This is a genomic window from Nocardioides astragali, from assembly GCF_024436375.1.
Taxonomy (GTDB): domain Bacteria; phylum Actinomycetota; class Actinomycetes; order Propionibacteriales; family Nocardioidaceae; genus Nocardioides; species Nocardioides astragali.
Map to the genome: position 1 here is coordinate 154,835 of NZ_JAFMZM010000008.1, position 16,413 is coordinate 171,247.

A 16,413-nucleotide genomic window follows, 5' to 3' on the forward strand; every position below is an offset into this window, starting at 1 on the left:
TCAGGCCTTAGCGTTCTGCTCACAACAACCCACGCGCAACGGGATCGCTGACAACGATCCGCGCTCGATGCCCCGAAGGAGGTGGCCCGCAATGGAGATCTACACGAAGACGATGACGGCTTGGACGCCGTCCTTCGGCATGCCCACCCTCGGCCGCCCCTGCGCGCACTCGCGCGTCCTCGGCGCTGGCGTGGTGGCTGTCCAGGGCGACGCCGCCGCCATCGTTCGCATCAAGGGCGATTTCCCCGGTTCTCCCGCCTGGAGTCCGTCGAGCTAGGTCTACACCTCTCATCGGCAGCCTCCAGGCCGCGGAACCCACACCGGGATCCGCGGCCTTTCTGTTTGTCCATACCCGCGATCAGGTCAACGAGTAGGAGGTGAAAAACATGACCATCAGTGAACTCGTTCGCACTGCTGTCGACGTGAGGAACCAGAGCAACGTCCAGGTGGAGCCCCAGGCACCCCTGGGAGCCCTGCACGACGCAGCCGCCGGAGTGGATGAGGAGCTGCTGCCCTGCCGCGTCTTCGACGCAGAGCTGTGGTTTGCCGAGTCCCCCGCGGACGTGGAGCACGCCAAGGCCCTGTGCACGGACTGCCCGGTGCGGGCGATGTGCCTCGACGGAGCCCTCGAGCGGCGTGAGCCGTGGGGCGTCTGGGGAGGCGAGCTCTTCCTCCAGGGCGTGGTGATCCCGCGCAAGCGGCCGCGAGGCCGGCCCCGCAAGTCCGAGCAGACCGCCGTACATGCCGGACAGAACGAGGACGGGGCCGCCGCGTAGGCGCCACCGCGTAACTCATCTCCTCCAAGGAACTACAGGAACACAACCTCCATGAAGACCTACCGAAACGGACGCAACGACATGAATCTCATGCATGAAGAACTCGCACGCGCGCAAATGACCGCGCGCCTGGGAGAGGCGCAAGCACTGCGACGCGGCCACCACCTGGCCATGGCCCGTCGGATGAGCCGCAAGGCCGAGCTGGCCGCGCAGCAGGCGCGTCTCGCCCTCGCCCGCGCGATCTGACGAGTCTGATCCACGGGGCTCTCGCCCTGATCGCGGGTGAGCAAGACCACGAGCCGGTACGTCGTCACGGAGGCGACGTACCGGCTCGTGGCGATTTCGCAGGAGTAGCCTCGACGGCGTGAGCGACATCGTCACGTGCGACTTCTGCGGCACGCAGGCGCCCGAGGGCGAGACCTTGACCTGGACGGTCGCGGTCGAGAACGGACGGCAGCGGGCGTTCTGCGACACCTGCTCGCGCACCCACCTGCGGGCCATGGAGAGCAAGCTCGACAGCGAGTGGTGGTGAGCGCCCTGCCGACGCGCTCCCGGGCCCGTGCTCAGGCGGTGTCGAACCAGGCGCAGCCGCAGTAGGGGTGCCGCTGCCACCGACGGGACCGGGGGACCGGGTCGTGGTCGAAGAGCCACGACGTGAGCCACGAGTGCGGGGTCTCGCCGCGGGCCCAGGCACCCAGGTCTCGGGCCGCTGCTCCGGCGGCCAGGGACAGCAGCGGTCGGGGCGGCCGTCCGGACCGCGCCAGGTGGCCCTCGTCGAGCACCGCGGCTGCCACGCACCGCGCACACGGCCCGACGCCGGGCGCGGCCCACGGCCCCACCTCGACGGCGTACGGCCGGACGCCGACCAGGAGGTGGGGGAGCGAGGAGACGCTCCAGTCGTCGACTGTGGCCGAGACGAGACGGCCCGGCGCGACGCTGATGCCCACGGGAGCATGCGGGTCGACCTCGACCCCGGCGGCGCCGAGAGCCGCGAGCACGGGCGCGCGCCACGCCTCGGGACAGTCGAGCTGGGCGCGCAGCGCGAGCTCGTACGTCTGGTCCCTCATGCGGCATGACGGTGCCACGCGGCGTGGGGCCGCGGCGCGCCCTCCACAGGGCAATGCGGGGAAATGCGAGCAGCGGCGCCACCCGCAGGTGACGCCGCCGCTGTCAGCTCAATGGCTGGGGCTCACGCCTTGCCGAGAATGCGGTTCAGGTTGGTGCCACAGACCGGGCAGACGCCCTTGGCCATCTTGGTGCCCTTGTCGTTGACCCTGATCTCGCCCTCCGCCTCGCGCTTCTCCTTGCACTTGACGCAGTAGAACTCACCGCTCCAGGTCTCCGCCATGACGGCCTCCTTGCTTGTTCCTTCTTGGTCGTCGCGACGGGGTTGTCGTGGGGGAAGCCCGCCGGGGAGCACAGGCGGTTGCCAGCGCTCCGCGGACGACCCTACGCCACGCGTGGCTCACGCTCACGCACCACACGCGCTGAGCGTGAAACCGGCTGATCGGCTGTGCTGCCAGATCAGTACCCTCACCCCATGGCTGACCTCACCCACCTGCGCCTCGAGCGCCCCTCGGAAGGGGTCGCCCTGCTGACCCTCGACAACCCCGGCATGCGCAACGCGATGAGCGACGAGATGACCTCGTCCTGGGTCGCGGCGATCGACGAGCTGGCTGCCGACACGTCCCTCCGGGCCGTCGTCGTCACGGGGGAGGGCAGCGCGTTCTGCTCGGGGGGCAACACCTCGTGGATCGCGAGCGAGCCCGACGCGAGCGTGGACCAGCTCCGCACCCGCATGCTGCCGTTCTACCGGGCGTGGCTCTCGATCCGCCGGCTCGAGGTGCCGACCATCGCAGCCGTCAACGGCCACGCCATCGGTGCTGGTCTGTGCCTCGCGCTCGCCTGCGACATCCGGTACGCCGCCGCCGGCGCCAGGCTGGGCATGCCGTTCAACAAGCTCGGCATGCATGCCGGCATGGCCGGCACGTGGCTCCTGCCCAACGTGGTCGGGCCCGCGCACGCGCGCGACCTGCTCCTCACCGGCCGCGTCGTGGAGGCCGACGAGGCGCTGCGCCTGGGCCTGGTCTCCCGCGTGGTGGAGCCGGACGGGTTCCTCGACGACGTGCTCGCGACCGCGGCCGGCATCGCGGCCACCGCGCCGATCGCGAGCCGGCTCACCAAGATCGCGCTGGCCGACGGAGGACACGCCGACTTCGAGTCGGCCCTGCAGTGGGAGGCGCTCGCCCAGCCGCTGACGTTGGCGACCGCCGACCTCCAGGAGGGGATCGCCGCGGCCCGCGAGAAGCGGGCCCCGGAGTTCCGCGGGAGATGACCGAGACGAAAGTGGCCCCACAGCCTTCGACGCCTGCCTTCCCCTGCTGACGTCGAAGAGCCGTGGGGCCCTTCCTGGCACACGCTAGGAGCAGTCCGGCCTGGGGTCAACGGGTGTGCTGCACACCTGTGGGCGTCGGACGCGGCGCCGCGTCGTACTGTGCGGGGGGACCAGGCGGGACCAGGCCGGACCAGGGGGCCGACAGGTCGGGGGCCGGCGAGGAGGAGGAGACGTTGAGCGAGACCACGTCGTCGGGCGAGGTGCGCGGGCCGGTCGCGACACTGCGCAGGATCGCCTTCCTGATGGAGCGCCAGCGCGAGGAGACCCGCCGTATCGAGGCGTTCCGCAACGCGGCGCGCACGATCCTGCCGCTGCCCGAGGACGAGGTACGCCAGCGCGCCGAGGCAGGCACGCTCACCCAGCTCAGTGGCATCGGGCCCAGCACCGCGGCCGTGATCACCGACGCCTGCCGTGGCGTCGTGCCGGAGCGCCTCCTCGCGCTCGAGAGGACCGCGGGGCCGCTCGCCGACGGTGGCGCCGACCTCCGGGAGCGGTTGCGCGGCGACCTGCACTCCCACTCCGACTGGTCCGACGGCGGCTCACCGCTGGAGGAGATGGCGATGACTGCCATGGAGCTGGGCCACGACTACCTGGTGCTCACCGACCACAGTCCGCGACTCACGGTGGCCCACGGCCTGAGTGCCGCCCGATTGGCCCGTCAGCTGGAGGTCGTCGATGCGGTCAACGAGCACGTCGGTGACACCTTCACCCTGCTCAAGGGCATCGAGGTCGACATCCTCGACGACGGGTCGCTGGACCAGACCCCCGAGATGCTGGCGCAGCTCGACGTCCGCGTCGCCTCGGTCCACTCCAAGCTGAAGATGGACGCCGCCCCCATGACACGCCGGATGATCGGCGCGGTCCGCAACCCGTACACCAACGTGCTGGGCCACTGCACCGGCCGACTGGTCAGGGGCAACCGCGGCACCCGACCGCCGAGCCAGTTCGACGCCAGGGCCGTGTTCTCGGCGTGCGTCGAGGAGGGCGTGGCCGTCGAGATCAACTCGCGACCCGAGCGACGCGACCCCCCGACACCGCTGCTGGAGCTGGCCCGCGACCTCGGCTGCCTGTTCTCCATCGACTCCGACGCCCACGCCCCCGGCCAGCTCGACATGCTCGACTACGGCTGCACGCGGGCGGCCGAGGCCGGCATCGACCCCGACCGGATCGTCAACACGTGGGAACGCGACCGGCTGCTGGAGTGGGCGGCGGCGCGGCTCTGATCCGCGCGCGCCGCGAGGTGGGTGTGGGTGGTGGCGGCTAGGTTCGAGTCATGAGCTCGTCGCCCCAGGCCCCGCCCGAGGTGGAGGTGCGTCGCTCGCGCAGACGCCGGCGCACGGTCTCGGCCTATCGCGACGGTGAGCGGATCGTGGTGCTCATCCCGGCGACGATGAGCAAGCGCGACGAGGCGACCTGGGTCGCCGACATGGTCGCGCGCATCGAGCGCCAGGAGCGTCGCAAGCTGCGCTCCGACGACGAGCTCGTCGCGCGCGCCACCAAGCTCAACGACCTCTACCTCGGTGGCCTCGCCGTGCCGGCCTCGGTGCGCTGGGTGACCAACCAGAGCGCCCGTTGGGGCTCCTGCACCCCGGGCGACCGCACGATCCGGCTCAGCGACCGGCTCCAGCAGATGCCTGGCTGGGTGGTCGACTACGTCCTGGTGCACGAGCTGGCACACCTGCTCGAGCCGGGCCACACGGACGAGTTCTGGGCCTGGGTGGATCGCTACCCGAAGGCGGAGAAGGCGAAGGGCTACCTCGAGGGATACTCGACGGCCGCCCGCCTCGAGCCACCGCCCGGGATGGAGGCCGACCCCGAGGACCTCAGTGGTGGCCAGCTGACCTGAGGGCTCGGCGTCGCCGGGGTAGTGTCCTGTCCACCTTTTCTCGAGGTGTGTCCTTCGGGTCACGCCTTCTCGGTCGAGCATTGAGGAACCGGCATGCCAGCACCACAGCCCGAACGGCGCCAGCTGCTCAAGGCAGGGGCACTCGTCTGGACCGCACCGGTCATCGCGGTCGCGAGCGCTGCGCCGGCGTACGCCACGTCCGCGAGCAACCTGTCGACCAGCACCGTCACGGTGAGGTCACCCCAGAAGCCGATCGCGGTCGACACCGTGATCAGGAACAGCGGGACCGGTCCCACGACGGCCCTGAAGGTCACGGTCACGGCCCCGAACGCCGTGTCGGCCACCCAAGTGGCGCCTGATGGTTGGACGGTTCAGGTCACCGGCCCGAGCACCGTGGTGTTCACTGCGGCCGACCAGCTGCCGGGCAACACCAACCTGGCAGCCAGCTTCGTCGTCGAGCGTGGGAACAACGGTGCCGGCACGGTCACCGTCGTGATCGACCCCGGTGGTGGCGGCCTCGCCACCACGCAGTCCTTCACGATCTGACGCCTCAGCCCCGCAGCCGCTGCACGGCGTCCCGGATCAGCCGCTGCATGTCGGGGTAGATCTCCGGCAGCGCGTCGACCGGCCACCAGCGCACGTCGAGCGACTCCTCGCTGACCCGGTGGCCGGCGTCGCGCTCCGCTGTGGCGAGGAAGCGGACGTCCAGGTGGTGCACCGTCGTCCCCGGGGAGCAGAACTCCACCGCGTGCTCGTCGAGGTTGAGCGGCACCGGGTCGAAGTCGAGCTCGGTCAGACCTGACTCCTCGTGCGCCTCCCGGAGCGCCACGCCGGCCACAGTGGTGTCGCCGGGCTCGCAGTGACCGCCGAAGGCGAACCATCCGTCCGCCTTGCGATGGTGGTTGAGCAGCACGGCATCGGCCGCCGGGGTGAGCACGATGGTTCCCGCGGTCAGGTGGTCGGGAAGGCACTCCCGGGTCATCCCGGTCGGGAAGGCGTCCAGGTGCGCCAGGAACCTCGTCCGCAGCTCGGCGTCGCGCGCGCTCGGCGGCGCCCACCCCGACAGCAGCGTCCGGGCGTCGTCCCGAAGGGTCACTCGGAGGGCCGGCCGTCCGTGCCGTCGCCACCGTCGAGCAGGTCGCGCAGGCCGGCGTCGAACTCCTCGGCCGACATCTCGCCCGGCGCGGTCGAGTCCTCACGGAAGCCCAGCGGGTCGTCGAGATCGGCAGCGGTCGGCAGCAGGTGCGGCGACATCCACACGCCGTCGCGCGCCTCGGCGCCCTGCCGCGTTCGCAGGGAGCCCCACAGGGTCGAGGCATCGCGCAGCCGACGCGGCCGAAGCTCGAGGCCGACCAGGGTGGCGAAGGTCTGCTCGGCCGGCCCGCCGGCGGCACGGCGACGGCGTACGGTCTCCTGCAGCTTGGCGGCGGCCGGCATCCGGTCGGCGGTGGCCTGGCTCACGACCTCGTCCACCCAGCCCTCCACCAGCGCGAGCGTCACCTCGAGCTTCTCCAGCGCAGCCTTCTGCGCGGGCGACGGCTCGGGATCGAAGAGCCCTCCCGACAGCGCGTCCTGCATCGCGGCGGGGTTGGCCAGGTCGAGGTCGCGCATCTTCTCCTCCATGCCGGAGGTGTCGAAGTCCATGCCGGCGCCGTACTCGGCGACCGCGCTGATCAGGTGGTCGCGCAGCCACGGCACGCCCGCGAACAGCCGCTGGTGCGCGGCCTCGCGCAGGGCGAGGTAGAGCAGGACGTCGTCCGTGGTGACGTCCGGCAGCTCCTCGGCGAACGCCGCCACATTGGTCGGCAGCAGCGCGGCCTTGCCGATCGGCCCCAGGGGGAGCCCGATGTCGGAGGCGCTCAGCACGTCACCCGCGAGGGCACCCAGTCCGCTCCCGACCTGCGAGGCCACCATCGCCCCGCTGGCCTTGCCGAGCATCGCGATCAGCGGACCGGCGAGCTGGCGCATCTCCTCGGGCATCGCCTGCCCCAGGGCCTGGGTGGCCGAGCCCGCGATCGGCTCGACGAGCACCTTCCAGACGTCGATGGTCTCCACGATCCACTCCGCGCGCGACCATGCGGCAGTCGTCGTCACGCCGGAGGGGAACTCGGTGGTGGTGTCGAGCCAGTGGTCGGCCAGGCGTACGGCGTCCGCGACCGCGCCCGACTGGGCGGGACTGATCGCGGGGTCGGGCTCCTGCGCGGCGGCGCGGCGGGCCAGGTCCTGCACCGTGTCCCAGTTGACGGGCCCGTCGTGAGGCGCGAAGAGCGACTGCATCTGCGCCATCAGCGCATTGAGGTCGGGCATGCCGCCACCGGCGCCGAACCCGCCGATCTGGGAGAAGATCTGTTCGAAGGGCGTGCCCTTGAAGGGGTTGCTGTCGTCGGGGTCCTGACCTGACGAGCCGGGGCCTCCGGGGGTGTCACTCATGCGAGCAACGTTACTCACCGTGCCCAGCCCGGCGCCTCCCGCGGACCCGACCTTTGACTCCGACCCCGACTCCGACCGCGCCTAGACTCGGACTCGTGAGTGACCCCGTGCGCCTCGTCGCCATCCGTGACACCCCGCTCGACGTGACCGAGGTCGTTGATGCGCTGGGTGACGAGGGAGCGGGTGGGCTCACCCTGTTCATCGGCCAGGTGCGCGACCACGACGGCGGCAAGGGCGTCGCGGCCCTCGACTACTCGGCCCACCCCACGGCGCTCGTCCGCCTCGAGGACGTGTGCCGGCGGGTGGCCGCGGAGCACGACGTACGCGGGGTGGCTGCGGTGCACCGGGTCGGGCCGCTGCAGATCGGCGACCTCGCTGTCGTCGTCGCCACGACAGCGGCCCACCGGGGCGACGCGTTCGCCGCGTCGCGTGCCCTGATCGACACCCTCAAGGCCGAGGTGCCCATCTGGAAGCACCAGGTCTTCGACGACCAGAGCGAGGAGTGGGTCGGCACGCCGTAGCACCTGCCGGTGCCGGGCGCCGTCCGCACCTAGGCTCGGTGTGTGGAGATCCTGCTGTGGCTCGCGCCGGCCCTCGTCGTGACGGTCGTCGCGATGGTCTGGGTCTCGTGGGTCGGCCGCGACGGACACGGCGAGATCGACCGTGACGTCGCGGTGGAGCGCCTCGGCAAGGCGCTTGCGAAGGAGCTGCCCGCCGGCACCCGTCGTACGACGTCCCCCGCGCGCGATCGCAGCACCGGCATCGCGGTGCGACCCAGCCACGGGTCTGCGTCCACGGGCGACGGCACCCGTCGCGCGTCGTAGTTGCGCGTGTTTGAGAGAGTTGCGCCATGAGTCAGCGGACCAGGGCGGGGCTGCTCGCACTGTGCCTGCTGGCCGCGCTGTGGAGCACGGCCTTCTTCGTGCCGCTGCCCTACGTCATCTACACCCCCGGGCCCACCGTCGACATGCTCGCTGAGAACGACGGCGAGGAGACCGTGCAGGTCTCGGGCCACGAGGCCTACTACGACGACGGCGAGCTCCGGATGACGACCGTCTACGTCAGCCAGCCCGAGGAGGACGTCTCGCTGCCCGAGCTCATGGCGGCCTACTTCGACCCCGACGCCGCAGTCTGGCCGCGGTCGTCCGTCTACGCCCCCGACGAGACCGACGAGTCGAGTGACCGAGAGTCCGCGGTGGCGATGGCCTCCTCCCAGGACACCGCGATCGCGGCAGCGCTGTCCGAGCTCGGCGAGGAGATCGACCCGTTCGTCGAGGTCCTCGACGTCACGCCCGGACTGCCGGCGGAGGGCAAGCTCAAGGTGCGCGACGTCCTGCTCGAGGTGGGCGGCACGGAGATCACCGACGCCCAGGACGTCGTCGACGCGGTCGATGCCGTCGAGGCGGGTGATGCGATCCCGTTCGTCGTACGCCGGGGCACGAAGGAGCTGACCGTCGAGATCACTCCGCGTCAGGTCGACGGCGACCTGCGGGTCGGCATCACCCCGGGCATCGGCTTCGACTTCCCGTTCGAGGTCAGCGTGAACATCTCCGAGGGCATCGGTGGCCCCAGTGCCGGCCTGATGATGTCCTTGGCGATCTTCGACACCCTGACGCCCGGCTCGCTGACCGACGGTGCCGACATCGCCGGCACCGGCACGATCACTCCAGCTGGAGTGGTCGGGCCCATCGGCGGCATCCAGCAGAAGATCGCCGCCGCCCGCGACGCCGGCGCCGAGCTCTTCCTCGTCCCGGCCGACAACTGTGACGGCATCGGGGGAGTGGACCCGGGGGGCATGCGACTGGCCAGGGCCACGACGATGCACCGTGCGGTCCAGACCCTTGCCGACTGGGCTGCCGACCACGACGCCGACCTTCCGACCTGCGAGGACATCGCCTCATGACGACCCAAGGCTCCGACGAGCTTCTCGACCTCCCCGAGGACCCGGCGCTGGCCGCCGCAGTGCTGGAGATCGAGGCGCACGTCGCCCAGTCCGGCTGGGACCAGCCGGCCCGCCTGTACGCCCTGGTGGACACCGCCGAGCTGATCGCCCAGGAACCGGCCCTGGCCGCGGCGATGTCGATCGATGGCCCCGGCGAGGCCGGCTCCTTCACCTCGATCGAGCAGGAGGGGCTCCCGCCGGGCCAAGCCCTCGAGGAGGCCCTCCACACCATCACGTGGCCGGGCAGCGTCGCCGGCTGCGCGGCCGTGATCGAACGGCTGGTGCTCCCGCCCGGCGTCGACGACGACATCCCCGACGACCCGACCGCCGCCGAGCTCTTCGCCCGCGAGCACCCTGACCGCCAGGAGGTCCGGATGGTGGCGGGCGTGACCCGCGCCGGGGCGTCGTACTGCGCACTCCGGCTGCGGGCCCACGACGACGAGCTCTCGGTCGTCAACGGCACCGAGCTCGTCCCCGGTCTCCTCGAACTCCTCCACGCGACGTTGCACGACACACCCGAGCAAGGGCCGGTATGAGCACTCCATTCGACAGATCCCGACCCAGCGGACCCGGTGGGGCTGGTGGACCCGGTGGTCCGGGCGGGTCGCGCCCGGTGCCGACGTCCCGGCGACCGGGTGCGCTGGTCATCACCGCGATCATCCTCATCGTCGCCTTCATGCTGCTCAGCGGCTTCGCGTCGTTCTGGACCGAGCGCCTGTGGTTCCGCTCCACCGGCTACAGCGGGGTGTTCACCACCCTGCTGCTCACCCGGGTCGGGCTCTTCCTGGTCTTCGCCGGCCTGATGGCCGCCACGGTCGCCCTGTCGATGGCCATGGCCTACCGGTTCCGACCGGTGCTGTGGCCCGGGATGCCCGGCACGGCCGACGACGGGATGGACCGCTACCGCGAGCTGCTGGTGCCCCGGATCGGCTGGGTGATCGGCGGCGCGGCAGCCGTCATGGGTCTCTTCGCCGGCGCCTCGGCGACCGGGCAGTGGCGCAACTACTCGTTGTGGCGCCACAGCCAGACCTTCGGGAGCACCGACCCCTACTTCAACAAGGACGTCGGCTTCTACGTCTTCGACCTGCCCTTCTGGCACTACGTCGTCGACTACGTGATGGCCCTGGCGGTCGTCGGCCTGATGGCCACCGTCCTGGTCAACTACCTCTTCGGCGGGATCCGCCTCTCTGCGCGGCCCGGTGAGCGCCTGACCAGTGCCGCCCAGATCCAGGTCTCGGCACTGCTGGCGTTGTTCGTGCTGGCCAAGGCGGTCGACTACTGGCTCGACCGCTTCGACCTGGTCACCGACTCGGGCTCCATCTTCACCGGCATGGGCTACACCGAGGACAAGGCCGTCCTTCCGGCCAAGGAGATCCTCGCCGGGATCGCGGTGGTCTGCGCCGTGCTGTTCCTCGCCAACATCTGGCGCCGCACGTGGCTGCTGCCATCAGTCGGTGTCGCCCTGTTCGCCCTGTCTGCGATCATCCTCGGCCTGATCGTGCCCTCGGTCGTGCAGGCCATCCAGGTCAATCCCAACGTGCCCGACCGGGAGGGCCCCTACATCAAGGCCAACATCGAGGCGACCAGGGCGGCCTACCAGCTCGACCAGATCGACGTGCGGCCCGTGGCAGGCACGGGTGTGGCGCAGGACGGTCGCCTGCAGGCGCTGGACGGCATCACCGCGGGCGTCCCGCTGGTCGACCCGCAGATCGTCAGCGAGATCTTCGAGCAGCAGCAGCAGGTCCGCGCCTACTACTCCGTGCCCGACGTGCTCGACGTGGACCGCTACGAGATCGGCGGCAAGGACCGCGCCGTGGTGCTGGGCGTCCGCGAGCTCGACCAGAGCGGCCTCGCCGAGGGCGACCAGAACTGGTCGAACCTCCACACCGCGTACACCCACGGCAACGGCATCATCGCCGCCTACGCCAACCAGCGCCCGGAGGACGACTCCGTCCAGCAGACCGGCATCCAGTGGGCCGAGGGCCAGGAGGCTGACGAGAGCGCGCTGACGGAGCTCGCCGGCACTGACGGCTACGAGACACGCGTCTACTTCGGCGAGCAGAGCCCGTCCTACAGCATCGTCGGGCTCAACCCTGACGACGGAGAGCCGAGGGAGTTCGACCTGCCCAAGGGCGACCGCAGCGACGAGGACGTCGCCACGACGTACGACGGCGACGCCGGGGTCCCAGTCGGCAACCTCGTCAACCAGCTCCTCTACGCGGTGCGCTTCAGCGAGCCCAACCTCCTGTTGTCGAGCCGGGTCCACGAGAACTCCAAGATCCTCTACGACCGCGAGCCGCGGAGGATGGTCGAGAAGGTCGCCCCGTGGCTGACGGTGGACTCGGACCCCTACCCCGCGGTGGTCGGCGACCGGATCCTGTGGATCCTCGACGGCTACACCGTCACCGACAAGTACCCCTTGTCGCAGCGGGAGTCGCTGGAGACGATGACCGACGACGCCCTCCAGGACGACGACGGTTTCCAGACCCTTCCCACGGATGAAGTCAACTACCTGCGCAACTCCGTCAAGGCGACGGTCGACGCCTACGACGGCACGGTGACGCTGTACGCGTGGGACGAGCAGGATCCGATCCTCAACGCGTGGGAAGAGGTGTTCCCCGACGTGGTCCAGGCCAAGGAGACGATCCCGGACGAGCTGGAGGAGCACCTGCGCTATCCCGAGGACCTCTTCAAGGCCCAGCGCTACCAGTTCCAGCGCTACCACGAGACGTCCGCGTCCGCCTGGTTCGAGGGCTCGAGCCGGTGGGAGGTGCCCAGCGACCCGCAGGTCGCCAGCCGCCTGCAGCCGCCGTACCGCATCTTCACCGACACCGGGAGCGGCGAGACGTGGTCGCTGACCTCGGTCTACGTGCCTCGCGAGAAGGAGAACAACCTGGCGGCCTACATGGCTGTCAACAGCGACGCGACGAGCGACGACTACGGAAAGATCTCCGTGCTGGAGCTGCCCAACGAGCCCACGGGCGGACCGCTGCAGATCGCCAACACCTTCGCCACCAACGAGGACGTCAGCCAGGCGCTCCTGCCCTACACGACCGGTGACGCGGTCCGGGTCCCCGGCAACCTGCTGACCCTGCCGGTGGGCGACAGCTTCATGTACGTCCAGCCGGTCTACACCCGTCGCGAGGGCGAGTCGAACTTCCCCATCCTGCGCTTCGTGCTGGTCTCCTACGAGGGGAGGGTCGGCATCGGCACGACGCTGCGCGCTGCGATCGCCGACTCCCTCCTGGGCGGCGATGCGGACGGTGAGGACCCCATCGAGGAGCCCACCGAGGAGCCGACGCCGACGGAGGGGGCCAGTCCGACCGAGACTCCCACCGAGACGCCGACCGAACCGCCGTCCGGCGGCACGCAGGCCCAGATCCGCGAGCTGCTCCGCCAGGCCGAGGCGAAGTTCGCCGAGGCCGACGCGGCTCAGGCCGCCGGCAACACGGTCAAATGGGCCCGGCTGATGGAGGAGGGCCGCGCGCTCATCGAGGAGGCCGTGGAGCTCGCCGGCTGATCCATGCCCCCGATTTGGGTGCGGCACGAGCTGCCTGTAATGTTCTGTTCACCGACGCGGGGTGGAGCAGCTCGGTAGCTCGCTGGGCTCATAACCCAGAGGTCGCAGGTTCAAATCCTGCCCCCGCTACAAGTGAGATTCAGCCCCTGACCTGCAGAGATGCAGGTCGGGGGCTGCTTCGATTTCGGGACCGTGCCCTCTGCGTGCCATTGACGTGGTGCGGGCAGGTTATGCGTAGGTATCCCGGTCTGGCCTCCGGTGCCGCGGAGCGGCGCCTCGCCCGAACCCGGCCGTGGTGGCGGTCGGGTCCTTCGATTCGGTGCCGGCCAGGGCCAGGCCGGGCTGGTCCCGTCATTGGCTGACTTGCTCATCTCGTCTGGCCGTCTGGGATCCGGACGACGCTTCGGTCGCTGCCGACCACTCACCAGTAGCTACCACCAGTCACGGAGAACGGACAACGACCGGGATGTTCTGCGCGACGACTCATGGTGGTGTGCGATCACTCGTTGTGGAGCGCCAGGCGGCCATGCGGGAGGGGCGGGCTGGAGCGACGTTGCACCACAGCTGGCGCGGTGAGGTGGTTCGGGAAGACGACGGGGACGCCGCTGGTCGGCCCGAGCTCGCGGAGGGCGTAGGTCACTCCGTCGACGTCGAGGTGAGGGCGGTGCGGTGGGTGTGCACGATGTCTCTCCACGTGTTCGGAGGTGCCGGGGTATGGTATTATGATCGTACGGCAATCTTGCCGGGCGTCACCCACGCCCCAACAGGAGGAATCGATCGAGATGAAGGCCTTCGTCGTCACGAAGTACGCCAAGGAGGGGGCCGTGCGTGCCGAGGAGCGTCCCGAGCCGACGCCCGGACGCGGGGAGGTGCTCGTGCACGTCGAGGCGGCGAGTGTGAATCCGCTGGACTCCAAGCTCGCCGCGGGCGAGTTCAAGGCGCTCCTCCCGTACAAGCCCTCTTTCGTGCTCGGACACGATGTCGCCGGCGTCGTGATGGGCGTCGGCCCCGGCGTCACCGGCTTTGCCCCGGGTGACCGCGTCTTCGCGCGGGCGGGGGACTTCCAGATCGGCACGTTCGCCGAGCAGGTCGCCGTCCGCGAGTCCGACCTCGCCCTGGTGCCGGCCTCGCTCTCCTTCGAGGACGCCGCCTCCCTGCCACTGGTCGCGCTGACGGCGTGGCAGGCGCTCGTGGAGAAGGGTCAGGTGACAGCGGGCCAGAAGGTGCTGATCCACGCCGGCTCCGGTGGTGTCGGCACGATCGCGATCCAGCTGGCCAAGCATCTCGGCGCCACGGTCGCGACCACCACGAGCACCGCCAACGTCGAGTGGGTCCGCGAGCTCGGCGCGGACGTGGTGGTCGACTACCGGACCGAGCGCTTCGAGGACGTCCTCAGCGAGTACGACCTGGTGCTGGACCCGCTCGGGCCCGACCACCTCCTGAGGTCGCTGTCGGTGCTCCGCCCAGGTGGCCTCGCGATCGGCATCCAGGGTCCTCCGGACCCGGCGTTCGCGCGGCGCATCGGCGCGAACCCGGTCGTGCGTCTCGTGATGCGACTGCTCAGTCGGAAAGTGCGCAAGGCCGCCCGACGCCGGGGCGTGTCGTACTCGTTCCTGCTGATGCGGGCCGACGGAAGCCAGCTCGCCGAGATCGCCTCCTTGGTCGAGGAGGGCACGATCCGTCCCGTCGTCGACCGGGTGCTCCCCTTCGACGAGACGCTCGAGGCCCTGCGCCTGGTCGACGGCGGACGAGTCAAGGGCAAGGTCGTCGTGACGATGTCCTGACCGCGACCCCCAGCGAGACGAGGGCGCCCCCCGATCCTTGGATCGAGGGGCGCCGTTGCGCGGCGTGACCAGTCAGGCGGACTGGGGGAGGAAGGTGGCGTAGCGCTCGCCGACGGGCAGGTGCAGGCCGGAGCGGACACTGCGCGCGGTGTCGTCGGCCAGGACCTCGTCGACACCGGACTCCAGTCCGTCCAGCACCTGGCGCACGATGTCGCCCGGGGACGCCTTCGGAGCCTCGACTCCGGAGGCCATGTCGGTGTCGACGTAGCCCATGTGGACCCCGAGCACCTGCACGCCCCGGGGGGCGAGCTCGAGCCGCAGCGAGTCGGTCGCGGACCACAGCGCGGCCTTCGAGGCGCTGTAGCTGCCGCCGAGGGCGAACCACGAGAGGGCGGAGGCCACGTTCACGATGGCCCCGGACCGCTCGGCGACCCGGTCGGCGAAGGCGGCCGCGACCGCGACGGGGCCGAAGAAGTTGACCTCCATCTCCTGACGCAACGACGCCGGGTCGGGCGAATGGAGCGGCGCGGCGAGCGCGATGCCGGCGTTGTTCACGACGATGCTCACGTCCTTCGCCGTCGATGCGACGCGGGCCACGGACTCCGGATCGGTGACGTCGAGCCGGAGCGGTACGACGCGCGGATCCGAGGCGTCGACACCGTCCGCGTCGCGCGCTGCGGCGTAGACCTTGGCCACGTCTCGGCCGAGCAGCTGCGCTACGAACTCCGCTCCGATGCCGCGGTTGGCTCCAGTGACCAGCACGGTCTGGTCGGTCAACATCGTCATGCGTCCTCCTCAGGCGGGCACAGTGGCCCGATCGGCTTTGTATGACGATCATACGCCAATCCTCCAGCGCGACGTCGCCGGGCCTCGAGGGGGTCGCGTCAGGTCAGGAGCGCGAGGACGTTGTCGATCCCGCGTGCGAGCAGCTCGCGGGACCGCGTGTCGTCGACCAGGCTTCGCGCCATCTGCATCGTGCCGATCATGAGGGCGTAGGCGCTCATCACCTGGAGGCGCAGGCTCTCGCCGTGGAGCTCGGACTCGCCCTCGAGCCGGCTGGCCATCGCCTCCACGATGGCCGTGAGGCCGTCGTCGTAGGCGACGCGCACGGCCGGTCCGCCGCGGACGATCTCGTCGATCAGGGCTGCGGACGGGCAGCCCAGGTCCACGGCGTCACGATGCTCCACCGACAGGTAGCGGCGGACCATCACCTCGATGCCCGGGCGGCCCGGAGGGATCTGGTCGTAGGCCGCGAGCTGGGTGCGAAGCTCGCTGCCGATCACCTCGGCGACAAGGGCCTCCTTGGAGGCGAAGTGTGCGTAGAACGCGCCGTTCGTCAGTCCGGCGTCCTTCATCAGCACGGCGACGCCCGACCCATCGATCCCGTCGCTCTTGAGGCGACGTCCCGCGGACTCGACGATGCGTTGTCGCGTCTCGGCCTTGTGGCCCTCGCTGTATCTCACCATGGTCCGACCCTTCTTCGCGCTGCGCGGGACAGTGGAACCCAACGTAGCCATGACGATCATACGACCAACAGTCACGCGCCCGGTCGTGCGTGGCCCGCCCTGCTGGCCGCGCCTCGAGTGGGCCCGCTTCCCGGTGGGCCACAGGCGGGCGTAGGTGTTTGACTGGCCTGGTTGCCTTGGCGTGACCGAGTGAGCGTTGGCAGTGACGACTTCGCAGTCGGCTTTCTGGAGAGCATCAGGGAGCCGCCTCTGAC

19 protein-coding genes, 1 tRNA gene and 1 pseudogene are annotated in these 16,413 nt (G+C 70.4%); 15 read left to right on the top strand and 6 right to left on the bottom strand.

The genetic code is table 11. The features are described from left to right. Window positions 1-91: 91 nt before the first annotated feature. The 4 genes and pseudogenes from J3P44_RS24130 (at window position 92) to J3P44_RS24145 (ending at window position 1,308) form a co-directional block, all read left to right on the top strand. Window positions 92-277 (top strand): hypothetical protein, encoded by a 186-nt coding sequence (locus J3P44_RS24130; protein ID WP_255893066.1) that lies wholly within the window; start codon window positions 92-94, stop codon window positions 275-277. 109 nt (window positions 278-386) lie between these two features. After that, the gene (locus J3P44_RS24135) at window positions 387-776 is read left to right on the top strand and encodes a WhiB family transcriptional regulator (RefSeq protein WP_255893067.1); all 390 of its coding nucleotides are present in this window, start codon (window positions 387-389) and stop codon (window positions 774-776) included. Between the two features lie 48 nt (window positions 777-824). After that, window positions 825-1,022 (top strand): annotated as a pseudogene (locus J3P44_RS24140) (putative WhiB-interacting protein); the annotation flags it as partial. A gap of 118 nt (window positions 1,023-1,140) precedes the next feature. Continuing rightward, window positions 1,141-1,308 carry a hypothetical protein gene (locus tag J3P44_RS24145; protein WP_255893069.1) on the top strand — a complete coding sequence of 56 codons (168 nt, stop codon included), beginning with the start codon at window positions 1,141-1,143 and terminating at the stop codon, window positions 1,306-1,308. Window positions 1,309-1,339: 31 nt separating this feature from the next. Here the strand turns inward: J3P44_RS24145 and J3P44_RS24150 are convergent, their stop codons facing one another. Both J3P44_RS24150 and J3P44_RS24155 read right to left on the bottom strand, forming a co-directional pair. Continuing rightward, window positions 1,340-1,843 carry a hypothetical protein gene (locus tag J3P44_RS24150; RefSeq protein WP_255893070.1) on the bottom strand — a complete coding sequence of 168 codons (504 nt, stop codon included), beginning with the start codon at window positions 1,841-1,843 and terminating at the stop codon, window positions 1,340-1,342. Window positions 1,844-1,965: 122 nt separating this feature from the next. Continuing rightward, window positions 1,966-2,124, bottom strand: a complete 159-nt coding sequence (locus tag J3P44_RS24155) for a DUF5679 domain-containing protein (RefSeq protein ID WP_165356914.1) — start codon at window positions 2,122-2,124, stop codon at window positions 1,966-1,968. 192 nt (window positions 2,125-2,316) lie between these two features. Here J3P44_RS24155 and J3P44_RS24160 point away from each other — a divergent pair, with 192 nt between their 5' ends. The 4 genes from J3P44_RS24160 (at window position 2,317) to J3P44_RS24175 (ending at window position 5,563) form a co-directional block, all read left to right on the top strand. Continuing rightward, the gene (locus J3P44_RS24160; RefSeq protein WP_255893071.1) at window positions 2,317-3,111 is read left to right on the top strand and encodes an enoyl-CoA hydratase/isomerase family protein; all 795 of its coding nucleotides are present in this window, start codon (window positions 2,317-2,319) and stop codon (window positions 3,109-3,111) included. 233 nt (window positions 3,112-3,344) lie between these two features. After that, window positions 3,345-4,394 carry a PHP domain-containing protein gene (locus J3P44_RS24165; protein WP_255893072.1) on the top strand — a complete coding sequence of 350 codons (1,050 nt, stop codon included), beginning with the start codon at window positions 3,345-3,347 and terminating at the stop codon, window positions 4,392-4,394. Between the two features lie 50 nt (window positions 4,395-4,444). Further along, window positions 4,445-5,017, top strand: coding sequence for a M48 metallopeptidase family protein (locus tag J3P44_RS24170; protein WP_255893073.1), 573 nt, complete (start codon window positions 4,445-4,447; stop codon window positions 5,015-5,017). A gap of 93 nt (window positions 5,018-5,110) precedes the next feature. Next, window positions 5,111-5,563, top strand: a complete 453-nt coding sequence (locus J3P44_RS24175; RefSeq protein ID WP_255893074.1) for a hypothetical protein — start codon at window positions 5,111-5,113, stop codon at window positions 5,561-5,563. A 4-nt stretch (window positions 5,564-5,567) separates the two neighbouring features. Here J3P44_RS24175 and J3P44_RS24180 read toward each other — a convergent pair whose 3' ends face one another. Both J3P44_RS24180 and J3P44_RS24185 read right to left on the bottom strand, forming a co-directional pair. Then, window positions 5,568-6,113 carry an NUDIX hydrolase gene (locus J3P44_RS24180; RefSeq protein WP_255893075.1) on the bottom strand — a complete coding sequence of 182 codons (546 nt, stop codon included), beginning with the start codon at window positions 6,111-6,113 and terminating at the stop codon, window positions 5,568-5,570. After that, window positions 6,110-7,447: a zinc-dependent metalloprotease gene (locus J3P44_RS24185; RefSeq protein ID WP_255893076.1), complete on the bottom strand. Its 1,338-nt coding sequence runs from the start codon at window positions 7,445-7,447 to the stop codon at window positions 6,110-6,112. Before J3P44_RS24185 ends, J3P44_RS24180 begins: the two co-directional genes overlap by 4 nt. Before the next feature lie 95 nt (window positions 7,448-7,542). On the opposite strand from J3P44_RS24185, the gene J3P44_RS24190 reads away from it, so the two are divergent. From J3P44_RS24190 to J3P44_RS24220, 7 genes are all read left to right on the top strand, one after another. Further along, window positions 7,543-7,968: a molybdenum cofactor biosynthesis protein MoaE gene (locus J3P44_RS24190; RefSeq protein WP_255893077.1), complete on the top strand. Its 426-nt coding sequence runs from the start codon at window positions 7,543-7,545 to the stop codon at window positions 7,966-7,968. A gap of 42 nt (window positions 7,969-8,010) precedes the next feature. Then, on the top strand, window positions 8,011-8,271 hold the full coding sequence (locus tag J3P44_RS24195; protein ID WP_255893078.1) for a hypothetical protein: 261 nt from the start codon (window positions 8,011-8,013) through the stop codon (window positions 8,269-8,271). A gap of 26 nt (window positions 8,272-8,297) precedes the next feature. After that, window positions 8,298-9,350, top strand: a complete 1,053-nt coding sequence (locus J3P44_RS24200) for a YlbL family protein (RefSeq protein ID WP_255893079.1) — start codon at window positions 8,298-8,300, stop codon at window positions 9,348-9,350. Beyond that, a complete protein-coding gene (locus tag J3P44_RS24205) occupies window positions 9,347-9,925 on the top strand; it encodes a PPA1309 family protein (RefSeq protein ID WP_255893080.1) in 579 nt (192 codons plus the stop codon). Before J3P44_RS24200 ends, J3P44_RS24205 begins: the two co-directional genes overlap by 4 nt. 77 nt (window positions 9,926-10,002) lie before the next feature. Then, the gene (locus J3P44_RS24210; RefSeq protein WP_255893081.1) at window positions 10,003-12,909 is read left to right on the top strand and encodes a UPF0182 family membrane protein; all 2,907 of its coding nucleotides are present in this window, start codon (window positions 10,003-10,005) and stop codon (window positions 12,907-12,909) included. Window positions 12,910-12,964: 55 nt separating this feature from the next. After that, window positions 12,965-13,038: transfer RNA gene (locus tag J3P44_RS24215), tRNA-Met, on the top strand. A gap of 653 nt (window positions 13,039-13,691) precedes the next feature. Further along, window positions 13,692-14,693 (top strand): NADP-dependent oxidoreductase, encoded by a 1,002-nt coding sequence (locus J3P44_RS24220; RefSeq protein WP_255893082.1) that lies wholly within the window; start codon window positions 13,692-13,694, stop codon window positions 14,691-14,693. 72 nt (window positions 14,694-14,765) lie between these two features. Here the strand turns inward: J3P44_RS24220 and J3P44_RS24225 are convergent, their stop codons facing one another. Both J3P44_RS24225 and J3P44_RS24230 read right to left on the bottom strand, forming a co-directional pair. Beyond that, window positions 14,766-15,479: an SDR family oxidoreductase gene (locus J3P44_RS24225; RefSeq protein WP_255893083.1), complete on the bottom strand. Its 714-nt coding sequence runs from the start codon at window positions 15,477-15,479 to the stop codon at window positions 14,766-14,768. A 98-nt stretch (window positions 15,480-15,577) separates the two neighbouring features. Then, the gene (locus tag J3P44_RS24230; RefSeq protein ID WP_255893084.1) at window positions 15,578-16,159 is read right to left on the bottom strand and encodes a TetR/AcrR family transcriptional regulator; all 582 of its coding nucleotides are present in this window, start codon (window positions 16,157-16,159) and stop codon (window positions 15,578-15,580) included. Window positions 16,160-16,413 lie beyond the last annotated feature (254 nt).